Annotated in this window: 16 protein-coding genes; 11 read left to right on the top strand and 5 right to left on the bottom strand. The window is 65.5% G+C overall.

Translation table 11 applies throughout. The annotated features are described in order from the left end of the window. Positions 1 to 201: 201 nt before the first annotated feature. From Q0894_RS03310 to Q0894_RS03285, 6 genes are all read left to right on the top strand, one after another. Positions 202 to 525 (top strand): hypothetical protein, encoded by a 324-nt coding sequence (locus tag Q0894_RS03310; protein WP_299231472.1) that lies wholly within the window; start codon positions 202 to 204, stop codon positions 523 to 525. Between the two features lie 121 nt (positions 526 to 646). Next, positions 647 to 2092: a sodium-dependent transporter gene (locus Q0894_RS03305; protein ID WP_299231470.1), complete on the top strand. Its 1446-nt coding sequence runs from the start codon at positions 647 to 649 to the stop codon at positions 2090 to 2092. Positions 2093 to 2248: 156 nt separating this feature from the next. Next, entirely contained in the window at positions 2249 to 3028 is a 780-nt protein-coding gene (locus Q0894_RS03300; protein ID WP_299231468.1) for an ABC transporter ATP-binding protein, read from the top strand. Next, positions 3015 to 3719: an ABC transporter ATP-binding protein gene (locus Q0894_RS03295; RefSeq protein WP_299231466.1), complete on the top strand. Its 705-nt coding sequence runs from the start codon at positions 3015 to 3017 to the stop codon at positions 3717 to 3719. Before Q0894_RS03300 ends, Q0894_RS03295 begins: the two co-directional genes overlap by 14 nt. Before the next feature lie 31 nt (positions 3720 to 3750). Beyond that, positions 3751 to 4755 (top strand): branched-chain amino acid ABC transporter permease, encoded by a 1005-nt coding sequence (locus Q0894_RS03290; protein ID WP_299231464.1) that lies wholly within the window; start codon positions 3751 to 3753, stop codon positions 4753 to 4755. Then, entirely contained in the window at positions 4752 to 6062 is a 1311-nt protein-coding gene (locus Q0894_RS03285; RefSeq protein ID WP_299231461.1) for a branched-chain amino acid ABC transporter permease, read from the top strand. The genes Q0894_RS03290 and Q0894_RS03285 overlap by 4 nt, the downstream gene beginning before the upstream one ends. Before the next feature lie 97 nt (positions 6063 to 6159). Here the strand turns inward: Q0894_RS03285 and Q0894_RS03280 are convergent, their stop codons facing one another. Then, complete coding sequence (locus Q0894_RS03280) at positions 6160 to 7380, bottom strand: ABC transporter substrate-binding protein (protein ID WP_299231459.1); 1221 nt, start codon at positions 7378 to 7380, stop codon at positions 6160 to 6162. A gap of 214 nt (positions 7381 to 7594) precedes the next feature. Between Q0894_RS03280 and Q0894_RS03275 the strand changes: the two genes are divergently transcribed. From Q0894_RS03275 to Q0894_RS03260, 4 genes are all read left to right on the top strand, one after another. Continuing rightward, positions 7595 to 8380 carry a dienelactone hydrolase family protein gene (locus tag Q0894_RS03275; protein ID WP_299231457.1) on the top strand — a complete coding sequence of 262 codons (786 nt, stop codon included), beginning with the start codon at positions 7595 to 7597 and terminating at the stop codon, positions 8378 to 8380. 247 nt (positions 8381 to 8627) lie between these two features. Beyond that, positions 8628 to 9884: a dicarboxylate/amino acid:cation symporter gene (locus Q0894_RS03270; protein ID WP_132041618.1), complete on the top strand. Its 1257-nt coding sequence runs from the start codon at positions 8628 to 8630 to the stop codon at positions 9882 to 9884. Between the two features lie 82 nt (positions 9885 to 9966). Beyond that, complete coding sequence (locus tag Q0894_RS03265) at positions 9967 to 11019, top strand: C45 family peptidase (protein ID WP_299231456.1); 1053 nt, start codon at positions 9967 to 9969, stop codon at positions 11017 to 11019. A 104-nt stretch (positions 11020 to 11123) separates the two neighbouring features. Continuing rightward, positions 11124 to 11492: a DUF6746 family protein gene (locus tag Q0894_RS03260; RefSeq protein WP_132041620.1), complete on the top strand. Its 369-nt coding sequence runs from the start codon at positions 11124 to 11126 to the stop codon at positions 11490 to 11492. 16 nt (positions 11493 to 11508) lie between these two features. Here the strand turns inward: Q0894_RS03260 and Q0894_RS03255 are convergent, their stop codons facing one another. Genes Q0894_RS03255 through Q0894_RS03245 form a run of 3 tightly spaced genes read right to left on the bottom strand, consistent with a single transcriptional unit; the run spans position 11509 to position 13735 of the window. Further along, positions 11509 to 12111 (bottom strand): DUF4202 domain-containing protein, encoded by a 603-nt coding sequence (locus tag Q0894_RS03255; protein WP_299231455.1) that lies wholly within the window; start codon positions 12109 to 12111, stop codon positions 11509 to 11511. Positions 12112 to 12137: 26 nt separating this feature from the next. Beyond that, the gene (locus Q0894_RS03250; protein WP_299231454.1) at positions 12138 to 13262 is read right to left on the bottom strand and encodes a GGDEF domain-containing protein; all 1125 of its coding nucleotides are present in this window, start codon (positions 13260 to 13262) and stop codon (positions 12138 to 12140) included. Further along, positions 13262 to 13735, bottom strand: coding sequence for a molybdopterin-dependent oxidoreductase (locus Q0894_RS03245; RefSeq protein WP_161422962.1), 474 nt, complete (start codon positions 13733 to 13735; stop codon positions 13262 to 13264). Before Q0894_RS03245 ends, Q0894_RS03250 begins: the two co-directional genes overlap by 1 nt. A 143-nt stretch (positions 13736 to 13878) precedes the next feature. Here Q0894_RS03245 and Q0894_RS03240 point away from each other — a divergent pair, with 143 nt between their 5' ends. Next, a complete protein-coding gene (locus Q0894_RS03240) occupies positions 13879 to 15465 on the top strand; it encodes an alkaline phosphatase D family protein (RefSeq protein ID WP_299231451.1) in 1587 nt (528 codons plus the stop codon). Positions 15466 to 15596: 131 nt separating this feature from the next. Here Q0894_RS03240 and Q0894_RS03235 read toward each other — a convergent pair whose 3' ends face one another. Further along, the gene (locus Q0894_RS03235; RefSeq protein ID WP_299231448.1) at positions 15597 to 16691 is read right to left on the bottom strand and encodes a DUF2235 domain-containing protein; all 1095 of its coding nucleotides are present in this window, start codon (positions 16689 to 16691) and stop codon (positions 15597 to 15599) included. Positions 16692 to 16798: the final 107 nt, after the last annotated feature.

The raw sequence follows: 16798 nt of genomic DNA, 5'->3' as shown, positions 1-16798 counted from the left end.
TCTGCCAAGCCCGCCACCCGGCGGGCTTTTTCATGGTCCTCGGCCCCCTCTCCGACCTGTCCTCGGCGCCTTTCACCCCGGTAACTGCGATAGCTTTGGTCGGCCATGCCTTTCCCTGAACTGCCGCAACCTTCTATGCTGGAGTCACCCATGACGGGCGCGGCTTGCCGCACCGACAGCCATTCGCGCAGGAGAACCAGCATGCACAAGCACGTGGAGTGGGACGACCCCGGCGCCGACAGCGTGATGCGCCACTTCCAGCAGGACAACAGCGGCCACTCCGAGCCTGGGCCCGGCGATATCCTCTCGGCGCGCCACGAAGGCGCCGTGGTGCGTGTGAAGGTCGAGGCCTATGTGGATGGCACCAGCATCGGCGATGTGGCGGCGATCATCGCCGTGGACAACGGCCGCCGTCTCAAGTCTCACGGCAAGCTTGCCCTGGGCGATACCGTGCGCCTCCCCGACGCCTGCCGCGCCCTGGAGCCGACCCTGGGTGACCCCGACGACAGAGACCAGGATGGCTAGTCGATAGCCTTATCTTCCAGAACGTTAACGCGACGTAAACGGAGCGCACTGGTTACCGACCGGGTTTTGGCGCACAGTGGCGAAACGGCCACCGGCCCACGGACTTAGCCTCGGAGCCACGATGAGCACGCATAACGTCTGGACTCACAAGGGTACCTTCCTGCTGGCAGCGATCGGCTCGGCGGTCGGCCTCGGCAACCTGTGGCGCTTCCCCTACCTGGCCGGCGAGAACGGCGGTGGGGCCTTCTTCCTGGTCTACGCCCTCTCCATCTTCGCCGTGGGCATCCCGATCCTGATCGCCGAGACCATGCTCGGTCGCAACAGCCGGCGCAGCCCCATCATGGGCATGCGCTTTCTCACCCGCACCCACAGCACCTCACGGGGCTGGGAAACCATCGGCTGGCTGGGCGGCATCTCGGCCTTCCTGATTCTCAGCTTCTATTCGGTGATCGCCGGCTGGGCCATCCACTACACCTGGCAGATGCTGACCGGCTCCCTGGTCGGGGCCGATAGCGAGAGTATCGCCACCGGCTTCGATGCCCTACTCGCCTCCCCCGCGCTGCTCACGCTCTATCACACCCTGTTCATCGCCGCTTCGGGGCTGATCGTCGGCCTCGGCGTCCACCAGGGCATCGAGCGCGGCTTGCGAGTGATCATGCCGGCCCTCTTCGTGATCCTGCTGGTAGTGCTCGCCTACGGCGTGACCCACGGCGACTTCCCCGCCGCGGCCGACTTTCTGTTCACCTTCAACCTCGCCGATCTCAGCCTGGAGGGCTGGCTGGAGGCCATGGGCCAGTCGTTCTTCACCCTGAGCCTCGGCATGGGCGCCATCATGGCCTACGGCGCCTATATGTCCGGCGAGGTGTCGCTGACCCGCACCGCGATCATCGTTGCCGTCGTCGATACCGCCGTGGCCGTGGTCGCCGGCCTGGCGATCTTCTCGCTGGTCTTCGGGGCCGAGCTCGATGCCGGCCAGGGCCCGGGCCTGATGTTCATCACCCTGCCGCTGGCCTTCGCCGAGATGCCCGCCGGTGCACTGATCGGTGGCGTCTTCTTCGTTCTGGTGCTGGGGGCGGCGCTCAGTTCCTCCATCTCGCTGATCGAGCCGGTGGCCGCCTATCTGGTCGAGCGTTTCGACCTCACCCGCCCCCAGGCGGTGTTTGTCATGGTAGTGACCACCTGGGCACTTGGCCTGCTCACCGTGATCAGTTTCAACCTCTGGGCCGAGGAGAGCCCCTTCCACGACCTGCTCGGTTACAGCCCCTTCGACCTCTTCGAACTGCTCAGCAACATCTTCATGCCACTGGGCGGCATGCTGATCGCCCTGTTCGCCGGCTGGGCCCTGACCCACTCCGAGGTGGTGAAGGAGATGGGCACCAACGGGGCCTGGTTCATCACCTGGCGCTTTCTGGTGCGCTTCATCGCCCCGGCGGCGGTTGCCTTCGTCTTCCTGCACGCCATCCCCCAGGTCGGGGGCTACCTGATCCCGACCATCGGCGCGGTAGTGATCGTCGGCGCCTTCGCCGCCAGCCGCATCTTCCTGATGGAGGATGACCCTAAGCATTGATTCCCGTGCCGCTCATCGAGGCACTCATCGGGGGCAGCGAAGCGACCTGGCAAGGCATCGCCAGCAGAGATGCCTCTGGATGCAACAGGCAGATAAAACAAGCAAACAAAGCAAACAGATAAAACAAGCAGATAAAACAACCACGAGACATAACGCATGGTACCCATGATCGACGTGCAACACGTCAACAAGGCCTTCGGCGGCCTCAAGGTGATCAACGACTGCTCGCTCTCGGTAGAAGCGGGCTCGATCACCGGCCTGATCGGCCCCAATGGCGCCGGCAAGTCGACCCTGTTCAATATCATCGCCGGGGCCCTGCCGCTGGACAGCGGCAAGGTGCTCCTGAATGGCGAGGAGATCACCAACCGCCCGGCCAACGAGCTGTTCCACAAGGGGCTGCTGCGCACCTTCCAGATCGCCCACGAGTTCTCCCAGATGACCGCCCTGGAGAACCTGATGATGGTGCCACCGGCCCAGGCAGGCGAGAGCCTGTTCAATACCTGGCTCAAGCCCGGTCTGGTGCGCTCCCAGGAGGCCGAGGTGCGCCGCCGCGCACTGGAGGTGATCGACTTCATCGGCCTGCATCACGTGCGCAACGAGCTTGCCGGCAACCTCTCCGGAGGGCAGAAGAAGCTGATCGAGCTTGGCCGCACCATGATGACCGATGCCCAGGTGGTGCTGCTCGACGAGATCGCCGCCGGGGTCAACCGCACCCTGCTCGGTGACCTGGTCGAGAACATCGAGCGGCTCAACCGCGAGATGGGCTACACCTTCCTGGTCATCGAGCACGATATGGACATGATCGCCCGGCTCTGTGACCCGGTGATCGTGCTCGCCCAGGGCAGCGTGATGGTCGAGGGCTCCATCGAGGAGATCCAGAACAATCCCGAGGTCATCGAGGCCTACTTCGGAGCGTCCCAAGATGCCACTACTTGAAGCGCGTGACGTCTATGGCGGCTACGGCGGCATGAACATCCTCAACGGGGTGAACATGACCCTCGAGGCCGACGAGATCGGCGTCATCGTCGGCCCCAACGGCGCCGGCAAGTCCACCATGCTCAAGGCCATCTTCGGCCAGCTCGTCGTCACCCAGGGCGAGATCCTGCTGCGCGGCGAGCCCATCCACAACCTGCCGCCCCATCGCCTGGTGCAGCAGGGCATGGGCTTCGTGCCCCAGGAGCACAATGTGTTTCCGAGCCTGACGGTGAAGGAGAACCTGCAGATGGGGGCCTTCCTCAAGCCGGGCAACGTCAAGCGCATGCTCAAGCAGATCTACGACTTCTTTCCGCCTCTCCATGACAAGCGACACCAGCCGGCCGGCGAGCTCTCCGGCGGCCAGCGGCAGATGGTTGCCATGGGCCGTGCGCTGATGGCCGAGCCCAGCGTGTTGCTGCTCGACGAGCCCACCGCCGGCCTCTCGCCGCTTTACATGAACGAGATCTTCGCCCAGGTGAAGCAGGTCAATGCCGCCGGTGTCGGCATCCTGATGGTGGAGCAGAACGCCAAGCAGGCCCTGGCCATCGCCGACAAGGGCTTCGTGCTGGCCGCCGGCCAGAACCGCTTCACCGATACCGGTGCCGCCCTGCTGGCGGACCCGGAAGTGGCAAGGAGCTTCCTGGGCGGCTGAACGGCCCGGGAGGAAAAGGAGAATCAGCCTCGTGAATGAACTCGTCTTCTTTATCAACAACGTGATCGTCGCCGGCAGTGTGACCGGCTCGATTTACGCCATCGGTGCGGTGGGGGTAACGCTGGTCTTCAGCATCATGCGCTTCGCCCACTTCGCCCACGCCGACATGATGACCTTCGGCGCCTTCATGGTCCTGCTGCTGACCATGGCCTTCCCCCAGGCCGGTGCCGCCGTCGGACTACCCACCGCCGTGGTGATGCTGCCGCTGGCCATGCTGCTGACCGCCGGCCTGGCGGTAGGCATCGACCGGGTGTTCTACAAGCCGCTGCGGGCCCACGGCGTGAAGCCCATCGTCATGGTGATCGCCTCGCTGGGGGTGACCCTGATGCTGCAGGGGCTGATCCGGGTTTTCGCCGGCACCAGCGGCGAGAGCCTCTATGTCGACGACCGCAAGGAGATCTTTCGCCTCGCGCTGCCCTTCGAGGGCGCCCGAGCGCCGATCGTGGTCACCGAGCCACAGCTCATCCTGTTCGTGCTGACCGTGCTCTGCGTGGTGGGCCTGCATCTTTTCCTGTCGCGCTCGCGGCTGGGCAAGGCGATGCGGGCGATGTCCGACAACCCCGACCTGGCACGGGCCTCGGGCATCAACACCAACCTGATCGTGGCGGTGACCTGGGTGATCGTCGGGGGACTGGCGGCCATCGCCGGCACCCTGCTGTCGCTGGACGTCACCTTCAAGCCGGACCTCAGCTTCTTCCTGCTGCTGCCGATCTTCGCAGCGGCCATCGTCGGTGGCGTCGGCCACCCCTACGGTGCCATCGCCGGTGGCTTCCTGGTGGGCTTCGCCGAGACCCTGGCGGTCTTCAACTGGGGCGTGCTGCTGCGGCCCTTCCGCGACAGCCTGCCGGAGTGGCTCTCCGCCGCCGGCAACCTGGCCTTTGTCGGCTCCGAGTACAAGATCGTGGTGCCCTTCTTCATCCTCGTCGCCATCCTGGTGTGGCGCCCCACCGGCATCTTCAAGGGTAAGGTGATATGAGCACACAACAAACGCATCGAGAGGACCTGGTCGCCGCACCATCGCGCTTCCCCCTGCGCGAGGTGGTGCTGTTCGCCATCCTGATGGCCGCCATCCTCGGGGTGTTTACCACCATGGGCGCCGCCTACAGCACCCGCATGCTGGTGGAGGCCGCCTGTTACGCCATCCTGGCCCTGGGCCTGACCATTCAGTGGGGCTACGCCGGCCAGTTCAATGCCGGCGTGATGGGTTTCGTGGCGCTCGGCGGCTACTGCGCCATGGCCTTCAGCATGCCGGTCAATGGCGAGTTCTGGGCAAGCCCCCTCGCCGGCGAGCTGGGCATGGTGGCCCTGATGGCCCTGGGAGGCCTGCTGGTGGTGGTCGGCGCCAGTCGCCTGCATCACCTGGGCGTCCCCAAGCGCCTGCGCACCGCTCTGGCGGTGGTCCTGGCGCTCCTCTTTTACATGCTGGTCTCGGCCCGCCTCGGCGTGGTCACCGAGCAGATCGAGTCGCAGTACGACTATATCGGCGGCCTGGGTCTGCCCCCCTGGCTGGGCTGGATCGTCGGCGGTGTGGTAGCCGGAGTGGTGGGCTACTTCATCGGCAAGGTCTGCCTGGGGCTACGCAGCGACTACCTGGCCATCGCCACCCTGGGCATCGCCGAGATCATCAAGGCGGTGCTCAAGAATGCCGACTGGCTGACCCGTGGCACCGCCACCGTCTCACCGCTGCCCTGGCCGGTGCCGGGTCCCGCCGAGGTTGGCTTCACCCTGGCACGGGCACTCTATTTCTCGGTGACCGCGGTGATGATCGTGGCGATCTTCTATCTGCTCACCCGCGCCTATCACGCCCCCTGGGGACGCATGATCCGCGCCATTCGCGACAACGAGATCTCCGCCGCGGCCATGGGCAAGGATATCAACCACCGCCGCCTGGAGATCTTCGTGCTGGGCTGCATCCTGATGGGGGTCGGTGGCGCCGCGCTGGGCAGTTTCAACGGTCTCTTCGACCCTCAGGGCTACCTGCCCCTCAACCACACCTTCCTGGTGCTGGTGATGGTGATCCTCGGCGGTCCGGGCAACAACCTCGGCACCATCTTCGGCGCCTTCGCGGTCTATATCATCTGGGTGATGTCGGAGCCCCTGGCGCTGGCGGTGCTGGATCTGGCGGTCACCCTGGGCGAGGGCAGCTTCGGCTGGGAGGCCACCACCAACCTCGACAGCCGCGCCCTGCAGGCCCGGGTGTTCGTGATCGGCCTGCTGATCTCCCTGGTGCTGCGCTTCGCCCCCAAGGGGCTGCTGCCCGAGAAGGTCAAGCATCATGGCTGATGGCCATAAGCTGTAAGCAATACAAACACATCGGCCCCGGCGGTTTCCCGCCGGGGCCGATGCTTTCAGGGTGTGGATATCAACACCGAGAGCGGACTTACTTGTTCAGGAAGCCCTTGCTGACGAACTTGCCGTCCTCGACCGCCATCTCCTCGACGATGCCCGGCACGTCGCCCTTCTCGTCGAACTCATGGCTGCCCGAGGCGCCTTCGTAGTTGATCTCCTCACCGGCGGCGATCAACTCCACGGCCTTCTCCCACTCGCCGGGCAGGATCACCTCACCCGGGGCGGAGGAGACGCTGCGCAGCGCCTCGGAGAGGCCCTCGCGCTCGGCGCTGCCGTTCTGCTCGATGGCCAGCGCCAGCAGGAAGGCGGCATCGTAGCCCTGGCCGGCGAATACCGCCTCGTGGGAGATACCCCCCGCCTCGGCCAGTTCGACGAAGCGCTCGGTGCCGGGGCTGTCGGGGTTGCCCGGCCGCGTGGCGATAAAGCTGTCGTTCAACACCTCCTCACCCACGCCATCGAGCAGCCCCGAGATCACCATGCCATCGGCGCCGATATAGCGGTTGAACATGCCGCTCTCGTAGGCCTGGCGCACCACGGTCTGGCCGGAGGTATCGCCATAGGCGAGCACTACCAGATCCGGGACCCCGGTGGCCGAGAGCGTACCCAGCTCGGAGCGGTAGTCGGCGCGGTTGTCCTCGTGGGCCAGGTTCTCGGCCACCGTGCCGCCCTCGGCCTCATAGGTGGCCACGAAGGCATCGGCCAGGCCGCGCCCGTAGTCGTTGTTCACGTAGGTGACCGCGACCTCATCGATGCCTTTCTCCAGCAGCATCTTGGCCAGCGCCTCACCCTGGAAGGCATCGGAGGGCACGGTACGGAATACCAGGTCGTTGTCGTCCAGCTCGGTCACCGCCGGCGCCGTGGAGGCCGGCGAGACCATCACCACCCCACCCGGAATGGCGGCGTTGTTGGCCGCGGCAATCGTGGCACCGGTGCACAGGGCACCGACGATGGCCGTGACCTGCTCGCTGTTGACCAGGCGGTCGGCCGCGTTGGAGGCCGCCGAGGCATCGGAGCAAGTGGTATCGCCGCTGGGCATGCTGATCTGCTCACCGCCCAGCACGCCGCCCTGCTCGTTGACATGCTGAATGGCCAGCTGCGCCGCATCATAGACCGGTGGAGTGAGGGTCTCGATCGGACCGGTGAAGCCGCCCAGGAAGCCAACCTTCACCTCGGCCTGGGCCGACCCCATGGCCAGGGCGGAAGCCGCCACCGCCATCGCTACCAGACTCTTCTGAACCGGGCTCTTATTCATATTGTTCGTCTCGCTTGGTTTTCAAGGATGGTTTGCAGAGATGTCACACCCCCCAAATCTGGAAGGGCAAAGGAAAAAACTCAAGTCTGCCTGCCAACGCTCGGCCCCTCAGGGTGGCGAAGTGGCACCTATACTGAGCCAGGCAATACAGAGTCAGGCAACACGAAGTCAAACAGTACTGAGTCAGGCAATCCCACCAACGGGAGTTTCCACGATGATTCGTCACTCTCCAATTCCTGCGGCCCTGCTTCCTGCCACCATGGCCCTGGCCATGACCGCCGGCGGCGTCCAGGCCTTCGAACCCACCGGCGAGGAGATCGCCTACCGGGTCGACGGCGAAGCCTTCGCGGGCTATCTCTCCCTTGCCGAGGGCCAGGCCCGCGGCAGCGTGCTGATCATCCATGATTGGGGCGGCCTGGATGACTACGAACGCCGCCGCGCCGACATGCTGGCCGAGCTGGGCTACGACGCCTTCGCCGTTGATCTCTACGGCCAGGGCAACCGTCCGTCGGAAATCGAGGCCAAGAAGGCCGAGACGGCGCGCCTCTATGAAGATCGCGAACGCATGCGCACTTTGACCCTGGCCGGTCTGGCCGAGGCCCGCGCCCAGGGCGCCGGCAATGGCGCGGTGATCATGGGCTACTGCTTCGGTGGTTCGGTGGTGCTGGAGATGGCTCGCTCCGGCGAGGCCGAGGACGTGCACGGCTTCGCCAGCTTCCACGGTGGCCTGAGCACGCCCGAAGGCCAGAGTTGGCCCGAAGGGGCTGGCCCCATCCTGATCGCCCACGGCGGCGCCGATGCGATGATCTCGCTGGAGGATGTCGCCACCCTTGGCAATGAGCTCGAGAGTGCCGGCGCCACCTACCAGATCGAGATCTACTCCGGCGCTCCACACGCCTTCACCGTCTTCGGCAGCGACGCCTATCGGCAGCGCGCCGATGAGCGCTCCTGGCGCGCCTTCCAGGAGCTGCTTGCGCAGGCCCTGCCGCCCTCTTCCTGACCGGCTGTTTCCTGGCCCGCTATTTCCAGGCTCGGGCCCGGCACCTTGCTGCCCACCAAGCCTGGAATATTCACCCACTGACGTGACCGCACCGTCGCCCGGCACGACCCGCCCTGCATCAGGCGGCCTTATGTTGACGTGTGCGGCACCGCCTTGGCGGGAACAACAGAACTTCTTTCTGTAGAATCACCGCCCTGCATAACAAGTTCACCATAAAAACCGCCTTTATATAGCAAGGAGTCATGCAATGACCCGATCCTCGCATAGCCCCAGGGGCAACTTCTGGCGGCGCACGCCGCTCTGGCAGAAGATCCTGGCCGGCCTGGTACTCGGTGTGCTGGTCGGCGCCCTGATGGGCGAGAGCGCCAGCGTGTTCAAACCCATCGGCGATATCTTCATCAGCGCCATCAAGATGTTGATCGTGCCGCTGGTGTTCTCGACCCTGGTGGTCGGCATCACCGCCATGCGCGACCCGCAGAAGATGGGACGCATCGGGGCCCGCACCATCGCCCTCTATCTGATCACCACCGCCTTCGCCATCAGCATCGGCCTGCTGGCCTCCTGGATCTTCCAGCCGGGGGTCGGCCTGGAGCTGAGCTTCGAGGCCGGTGCCGAGGCCAAGGAGGCTCCCAGCCTGGTGGAGATCATCGTCGGCCTGGTGCCTCAGAACCCTGTCAGCGCCCTGGCCAGCGGCAATATCCTGCAGATCATCGTGTTTGCGATCGGCCTGGGGATCTCGCTGACCCTGATCGGCGAGAGAGGGGAACCAGCGGTACGCGTCTTCGACAGCTTCGCCGAGGCGATGTACAAGCTCACCGGTATCGTCATGGCCTTCGCCCCGTTCGGCGTCTTCGGCCTGATCGCCCATGTGGCCGGCAGCTATGGCCTCGAGGTGCTGCTACCGTTGGCCAAGGTGATCGCAGTCGCCTACCTGGCCAGTATCCTGCATGTGCTGGTGGTCTACTCCGGCATGCTCGCCCTGATCGGCAAGCTCAATCCGCTGCGCTACCTGCAGGGCATCCTCGACGCCCTGGTCGTGGCCTACTCCTCCGCCTCCTCGTCGGGCACCCTGCCGGTCTCCATCCGCTGCGCCCAGAAGAACCTCGGCGTCTCGGAGGGTGTCTCCGGTTTCGTGCTGCCGGTCGGTGCCACCATCAACATGGACGGTACCGCCATCTATCAGGGTGTGGTCGCGGTATTTATCGCCCAGCTGCTCGGCGTCGACCTCAGCCTGATGGACTACGGGATGATCATCGTCACCGGCACCCTGGCCTCCATCGGCACCGCCGGTGTGCCCGGTGCCGGCCTGGTGATGCTCTCCATCGTCATGGCCCAGATCGGCCTGCCGCTGGAGGCGATCGCCGTGATCGCCGGCATCGACCGCATCCTCGACATGGCCCGCACCAGCGTGAACGTGGCCGGCGACCTGATGGTCACCACCCTGGTCGGCAAGAGCGAAGGCGAGCTCGACGAGAGCATCTACAACGCCCCGCGCAAGAGCTGATCCACCCGGGGCCGGCACCCTGCCGGCCCCGCCCGCCTCCCCATGCTAGAGTGACCCGACACATCCGCGTGCGGAGGTCACCATGCAGATCACTCACCTCAGCGGCAGCCGCCGCGCTATCGGCCTGGGGCACGGTCGTGCCCATGCGCCACTGATCCACGCCAGCATTGAGGTCTACGACCGCCTGTTCCGGGACTTCGTCGGCCTCGACTGGCCCCAGGCGCGCCACCAGGCCGAGCGCTTCGGCGGCATGATCGAGCAACGCTTTCCCGCCATTCTCGAAGAGATGGCCGGCATCGCCGAGGGCGCCGGACTCGAGCTTGCCGATATCCTGACCCTCAACTGCCGCAGCGAGATATCGCTCACCCAGGCCAGCGGCGGCTGCTCCGCCTTCGCCCTCGAACGCGCTGAAACACAGTGGCTAGCCCAGAACTGGGACTGGCGCGCCGACCAGCTCGACAATGTGGTGGCGCTGCATATCGAGGGCGACGACGCCCCGCCGCTGGTCAGCATCGGCGAGGCCGGCATGGTGGCCAAGATCGGCATGAATGCCCACGGCATCGGCGTCTGCCTCAATGCCATCCGTTCCCGCACCTGCGGCGAGGGGCTGCCGATCCATGTGGCGCTGCGCCGGATACTCGAGAGCCCCGACCTGGCCTCCGCCCGTGCGGTGGCCACCGACAGCCGGGTCTGTTCTCCGGCGCACTTCCTGGTGGCGAGTGCCGATGGCCGGGCGGTGGGCCTCGAGGTTCACCCCGGCGAGCCCGGTGTGCTCTCCCCCCGCGGCGGCGCGGTCACCCACACCAACCATCTCTATGACGCCGCCGTGACCTGCCAGATCGAGGACTTCCCGCGCCCCGACTCACGCCCTCGCCTGGAGCGCCTGGATACGCTGCTGGGTAGCCTGGCGGAAGATGCCCCGGTAGACGAGGCACGGCTGTTCGAGATCCTCGCCGACCACCAGCACCATCCGCTGTCGATCTGTCGCCACTTCAACCCCGACCAACCCGCCGAGGAGCGCATGGAGACGCTGTTCGGCGTGGTCATGAATCTCACCGAGCGGCGCCTGACGCTGCGCCACGGCAAGCCGTGCGAGAGCGAAGACAGCCTCGAAATACGCCTGACGCCGGCCTGATCTGGATCAACGGGGTCGCGAAGGGGGCCTTGCGACGAGGCCCGTGAAAGCGCATAATTTGCATACGCGAAAGATTCTCATTACCCCGCAAGAAGGAACTACCAATGACGCGTCATCTGCTGCCCCTGCTGCTCGCCGGCCTGATGGCCACCCCCGCCCTGGCCGACGACGACCAGCCCCAGCACTTCAGCGGCAAGCCGGCCGACACCATGGCCGAGGCCGTGGCCAACGCCAGCGAAGCCAACCGGGAACTTGCCGAGCTGCTGGACGGCGAGCTCAGCGACGCCGACCTGGCCAGGATCCACCAGCTCTCCTACACCATGGAAAACGCCCTGGGGCGGATCCACGAGGAGGTCTACCAGCTGGAAGGCACCCTGGAAGAGGTCCACCTCGGCTCCGAGGCCTTCGATCGCGAACGGGTACGCAGCAACGGCGAGGCCTACCTGGACGGCATGGCCCCGCTGCTCGACTAATCACGCGCGGCGGGCCTCAGCCCGCCAGCGCCTCCTCCACCAGGGCTCGCGCCTCCTCGCTCATCGGCAGTTCAAGCGCCAGTTCGTGGGCCCGCGGCGACATCTTCTTCCAGGTCTTCTGCACGATGCGGATCAGGTGATCATGGTCGATCTGCCTGGAGAAGTCGGCGAAATAGTGCTCCAGGAAGACCAGGCAGGCACAGTCCTCCACTGCCTGGGCGCCCGCCTCTCGCCCCAGCCCCTGCTTGCGAATCATCCGCGCCACCGCCTCGGCATCCTCTTCGGCATAGCCCGCCTCGCGCATCAGCGCCGCGGTGGTCGCACCGGCGCGCTGGCCCTGATCGCGACGCCAGGTCAGGTAGCCCACCCGGCCCTCGGGATAGTCGCTGCGCGGCAGCTCCCAGCGCTGCAGATGCTGCCCCCGCACGGCCAGGCGCATGCGCTCATCGGGGTGCTCGTGCAACCGCTCCAGCCAGGCACTCATGCGCCCGGCATGCCATAGCTCCCGAGGCACGCTCTCGCCCTCCACGGTGACGTGGCGAGGGTCCTGGGCATGCAGCGCATCGAGCGCCGCCATGACCTGCTGGAAGGGGGCTTCGTCGATAGACGGAACCGTCATTTACACATCTCCCGAAGATTCACTCGTTATGTCGCCCACTCCACGCGGTCGCGGCCGAGTTCCTTGGCACGATAGAGCCGACGGTCGGCGCGGGCATAGAGCCGGTCGAAGTCATCCTGTTCGCCCGCCTCGGCGATGCCGATACTCACACTAAGCTCACCGGTGGCCGCCGCTCCAGGCAGGGGCATCTTCCCTACCGCTTCCAGCAGGCGATCGGCGAGGCGATGGGCCGCATCGAGGTCGCTGTGAGGCATCAGAATGGCGAACTCCTCACCGCCCATGCGAGCCACCACATCCATGCGACGCACACTCTCCTGCAACAGCCGGGCAAACCGCACCAGGACCTCATCGCCCTGAGGGTGGCCATAGGTATCGTTGAAGCGTTTGAAATGATCCAGGTCCAGCAGGACCAGGGCGAGAGGTTCATCACTTCGCTCACGGCGGGCGAAGGCTCCCTCCGCCTCCTGCAGCAGGCGGCGGCGGTTACCCAGTCCGGTCAGCTGGTCGGTCAGGCTAAGGCGCTGCATCGCCTCGCTCTGCACCTGCAAACGCCACAGCATCAACAGCACACCCCCGATGGCCACCAGCAGTGACCACATCAACACGGCGACAGCCAGGGTAAGGCGCTGCATGAAGTGCCGCTGATCGGCCGAGGCCTGGTGCAGCAGTTGATTCAGCTCGCTATAGGACCAGGCCAGCGACTCCTCGATATCCAGCCCCAGTTCGCGCAGCAGGTGGGCCTCCTGGGGTGTCAGGGTGCTGTCGCGGCCCACTCGGTCAATCACCTGTTCCAGCTCCGACAGGCGGCCTTCCGCATCCGCTAGCTCCGCCACGAAGGGCCGATAATCCTGGGGGGGCAGATCGCTGTGCCGCAAGTGGTTATCAAGCCCCTGTATCCTGAGTGGGATCCTCCAGGTCAGATCACGCAGCTGCTGCAGATAGATAGGGTCGGGCCTCTCGACCAGGCTCTCCAGGATCAGCCGCAATCGATCGGGGTCATGCTGGGCACGCACCAGATCGGTCACCATCGCCGCGTAGTTGGCACCCACCAGCCGTCGCGCCTCGGAGTAGTAGACCCCGAAGGTCGAGAGACACAGCAGCACGACCAGCAGATAAGCCAGCAGCAGGCCTCTTGCCCACAGGCGTGACATCACCTGACGTTGATCTCGCGAATGGCCCAGATCCAGCGTGTCATGGGCTCGCTGCCTTCGATCACGGCCTCGGCTTCCTCCGGCACCACCAGCATGAAGGGCCCATGGCTCCTGACGGTAAGCGGCTCTCCATCGATCCGGGTCACCAGCAGATAGGCCTTCTCGCGACGCTGAGCAGGCGTCAGAAAGGTGGTGTAGCCATCATGGGCGACGAAGCGCACCCGAGGCGCCGAATCCAGGCCATACTCGCGCAGGAAATCATCCAGCCAGACCCCGGCGAAGCGCCCCTCGAAACCTTCCGGATGCCGCATATCGATGCTGGTCGTTGGCACAGCCTCCACCTCGTCCAGCGTCAGGGTGCGTTTCGTGGTGCCCTGAGAAAGTATCAACCCAGCCGGGGAAGCCAGCGCCACTCCCCCGACCATCAGCAGCAGCCATGCCGCATGGATAAGATATTGGCGTAAACGGGGCAAGCTGAGTTCCTCAATCTTGATCATTTTGACTATGCGCAGCTTGACCCCAACTTTCAAGGTTAGCCTGACGCCGAAACATCAATGGCTTAACAAGGAAAGCCAGATGTCATGACGCCGACAAGAGGTTGTCATCATCGCCGCGGATGATGCGATGGCAGACTTCATTACCTCCGGAGTTCCCTAGGAATATCACGCGGCGTAATGCCCTCAAGCTCGGCCTCAGGGCAGGCAGCACCCTCGGGGCCTGCCTGGCCGCTCCCTCCATCGTGCTGGCCCAGGGCCGCCGCCCGATACTGCCCTACGGCGTGATGAGCGGAGACATGCGTCACGACCGCGCCATGCTCTGGGCACGCGCCGACCGTCCCTCACGCATGCTGGTGGAAGTCGCCGACAACCCCGAATTCCGCCACGCTCGTCAGTTGATGGGCCCCGAGGTCCTGCCTGCCACCGACCTTGCCGCCAAGCTCGACGTCACCGGCCTTGGTGGCATGGATACCGCTCACTACCGTGTGCGCTTCGCCGCCCTCGATGACCACCGCGCCATCAGTGAACCGATTACCGGCCGGCTGCGCCTGCCGCCCGTCACCCGCCGCGACGTCCGCTTCGTGTGGTCCGGCGACACCGTCGGTCAGGGCTGGGGCATCGACGAATCGCGCGGCGGCATGACCACCTACGCCACCATGCGTCGTCAGCATCCCGACTTCTTTATCCACTCCGGCGACACCGTCTACGCCGATGGCCCGCTCAAGGAGAGCGTGACGCTGGCCAACGGCGAGACCTGGCGCAATCTGATCACGCCGGAGAAGCTCAAGGTGGCGGAAACGCTGCAGGAGTTCCGCGGCCAGTACGCCTACAACCTGATGGACGCCAACGTTCGCCAGTTCAACGCCGAGGTCCCCATGCTCGCCCAGTGGGACGACCACGAGACCACCAACAACTGGTACCCGGGCGAACTCCTCGACGACGACCGCTACACCGAGAAGAACGCCAGCCTGCTGGCGGCTCGCGCGCGGCGTGCCTTCTTCGAGTACATGCCGCTGCGCCAACTGCCCGAGGCGCCCGGCAGGATCCATCGACGCTTCGCCTATGGCCCCAGCCTTGAGGTCTTCATGCTCGACATGCGCACCTACCGCGCGGCCAACAGCCACAACCGGCAGGCCGAGGGTGAGGCAGCCACCTTCCTGGGGCAGGATCAGCTGCGCTGGCTGCTCGAGGGCCTACGCCGCTCCACCGCCACCTGGAAGATCATCGCCGCCGATATGCCGATCGGGCTGATCGTGCGCGATGGCGAGCACTTCGAGGCCATCGCCAACGATCACCATGGCGAGCCACTGGGACGTGAGATGGAGATCGCCGAGCTGCTGCGCGCCATCCGCGATGAAGCCATTCACAACGTGGTGTGGCTCACCGCCGATGTGCACTACACCGCCGCCCACCACTACTCACCCGAACGCGCCAGCTTCAAGGAGTTCGCCCCCTTCTGGGAGTTTGTCAGCGGTCCTCTCCACGCCGGCACCTTCGGGCCCGGCGAGCTGGATGGCACCTTCGGCCCCGAGGTGGTGTTCCAGAAGGCACCGCCGGAAGGGCAGTCCAACCTGCCGCCCTCCGACGGTTACCAGTTCTTCGGCCAGGTGGACCTCGACGGCGAGAGCGAGGTCCTCACCGTCACCCTGATGGATGCGGCCGGGAACGCCCTGCATACCCAGGCATTGACGCCCCAACGGGCGTAAAGCATCGGCCACTCTGCAACGAAGCGCCGCCCCGATCAGGGCGGCGATGGCGATCAACAGGGGGAGCTCAAACATGCAGGGCATCCTTTCCGATGGTGAGCGGCAATGCTGACGCTTCAACCCAGGCCATGTCACTCCTCCGCAGGGGGAGGAGCAGATGTCGGCGGTGTGCAGCCGGCCCGTACCAGGGTGGGCGGCCGGTAATTCGAATTCTCCTGCCAGCGCCGCCACACCGAGGGATCCACGCTGACGCCCACGGCGGGCAGTCCTTGCGAGTCCCGGCCATAGTGCCGAAAGTGACGACCGCTGCCATCACGATCGCGCAGCGAGCGGTACCAGCGATAGAGCCCCTTCAAGAACTCGGCATGGGAGTCCCGTATCTCGCCGCGGTGCGCCACTTCCGCCGCCTCCGACAGATCCACCGCCAGCCCCGCCTCATGAGCCTGGCGGCACAGCCACGCATAGGCCAGGTCGGCCAGCGGGTCGACGCCGCCGTCGGGCATCTCGTATCCCCCTCCCACATTGGCGTGCGCACCGACAAACCAGCGCTGCTCCACCTCACGCTGGCTGGCCTTCAACTTGCCGCTGGGGTGCGACCACAGGGCCGCATCGTAGGCCGCGCGATGCTCATCCAGTGCGAGCGCCTGATAGGCTCGCCGCACGATGGAGGAGAGCTCGGTATCATGCCAGGAGAAGCGGCCATGTTCGGAAAGCTGGGTGCCGGGGATCCCCAGGGCCCCCACGGTTTCCCAGACGCCGATGAAGTCGACCCTGATCTCGCGGCTGTAGTGGCGGCGAAAGTCACTACAGGGCGCCGCATCGGGGGCGATGCGCTTGTTGCGATAGAGCGACTCCGCCTGCTTGACCAGGGCCGGCGTGGAGACCCGCAGCAAGCCGCACTTGCGGATCATGCCCACCAGGCTGCGGGCCGTATAGGCCCCGCGGCTGAAGCCAAAGATAAAGACCTCCGAGCCCTCCACGTAATGGCGCACCAACCAGTCATAACCATGCTGCAGGTTACGGCTCAGCCCCACTCCGAAGGCCCCGCCGACCAGGCGCTCCCACTGCCGGGTACCGACCCCCGGCTCGTAGAAGAAGCGCTGGCGTACGCCGTGAGCATCGAGGTCGTGGATATCCCCCGCCAGCCGATAGACATTGGTTCGGTCCTGAGGATCGTTCCAGGTACCGTCGAACAACAGGATCAAACGCTGAGAAGGGTGAGACATGGCCGCTCCCTGATGCCCTGCCCTCGGCCGCCCGCCCCATCGGCGGCGGCTCAAGCCCGGGCAAACCTTGCATCATTGGATACCCTCAAGGTAGACCGACACGCCAC

This window comes from uncultured Halomonas sp. (genome assembly GCF_947501415.1).
In the GTDB taxonomy this organism is placed as follows: Bacteria; Pseudomonadota; Gammaproteobacteria; order Pseudomonadales; family Halomonadaceae; genus Halomonas.
This window is presented reverse-complemented; position numbering and strand designations above follow the sequence as displayed.

Excerpts from the sequence above, each read along its gene's own strand:
- Q0894_RS03310 (WP_299231472.1), top strand. The coding sequence starts at position 202 with ATGCACAAGCACGTGGAGTGGGACGACCCCGGCGCCGACAGCGTGATG.
- Q0894_RS03305 (WP_299231470.1), top strand. The coding sequence starts at position 647 with ATGAGCACGCATAACGTCTGGACTCACAAGGGTACCTTCCTGCTGGCA.
- Q0894_RS03300 (WP_299231468.1), top strand. The coding sequence starts at position 2,249 with ATGGTACCCATGATCGACGTGCAACACGTCAACAAGGCCTTCGGCGGC.
- Q0894_RS03295 (WP_299231466.1), top strand. The coding sequence starts at position 3,015 with ATGCCACTACTTGAAGCGCGTGACGTCTATGGCGGCTACGGCGGCATG.
- Q0894_RS03285 (WP_299231461.1), top strand. The coding sequence starts at position 4,752 with ATGAGCACACAACAAACGCATCGAGAGGACCTGGTCGCCGCACCATCG.
- Q0894_RS03280 (WP_299231459.1), bottom strand. The coding sequence starts at position 7,380 with ATGAATAAGAGCCCGGTTCAGAAGAGTCTGGTAGCGATGGCGGTGGCG.
- Q0894_RS03275 (WP_299231457.1), top strand. The coding sequence starts at position 7,595 with ATGATTCGTCACTCTCCAATTCCTGCGGCCCTGCTTCCTGCCACCATG.
- Q0894_RS03270 (WP_132041618.1), top strand. The coding sequence starts at position 8,628 with ATGACCCGATCCTCGCATAGCCCCAGGGGCAACTTCTGGCGGCGCACG.
- Q0894_RS03265 (WP_299231456.1), top strand. The coding sequence starts at position 9,967 with ATGCAGATCACTCACCTCAGCGGCAGCCGCCGCGCTATCGGCCTGGGG.
- Q0894_RS03260 (WP_132041620.1), top strand. The coding sequence starts at position 11,124 with ATGACGCGTCATCTGCTGCCCCTGCTGCTCGCCGGCCTGATGGCCACC.
- Q0894_RS03255 (WP_299231455.1), bottom strand. The coding sequence starts at position 12,111 with ATGACGGTTCCGTCTATCGACGAAGCCCCCTTCCAGCAGGTCATGGCG.
- Q0894_RS03250 (WP_299231454.1), bottom strand. The coding sequence starts at position 13,262 with ATGTCACGCCTGTGGGCAAGAGGCCTGCTGCTGGCTTATCTGCTGGTC.
- Q0894_RS03240 (WP_299231451.1), top strand. The coding sequence starts at position 13,879 with ATGATGCGATGGCAGACTTCATTACCTCCGGAGTTCCCTAGGAATATC.
- Q0894_RS03235 (WP_299231448.1), bottom strand. The coding sequence starts at position 16,691 with ATGTCTCACCCTTCTCAGCGTTTGATCCTGTTGTTCGACGGTACCTGG.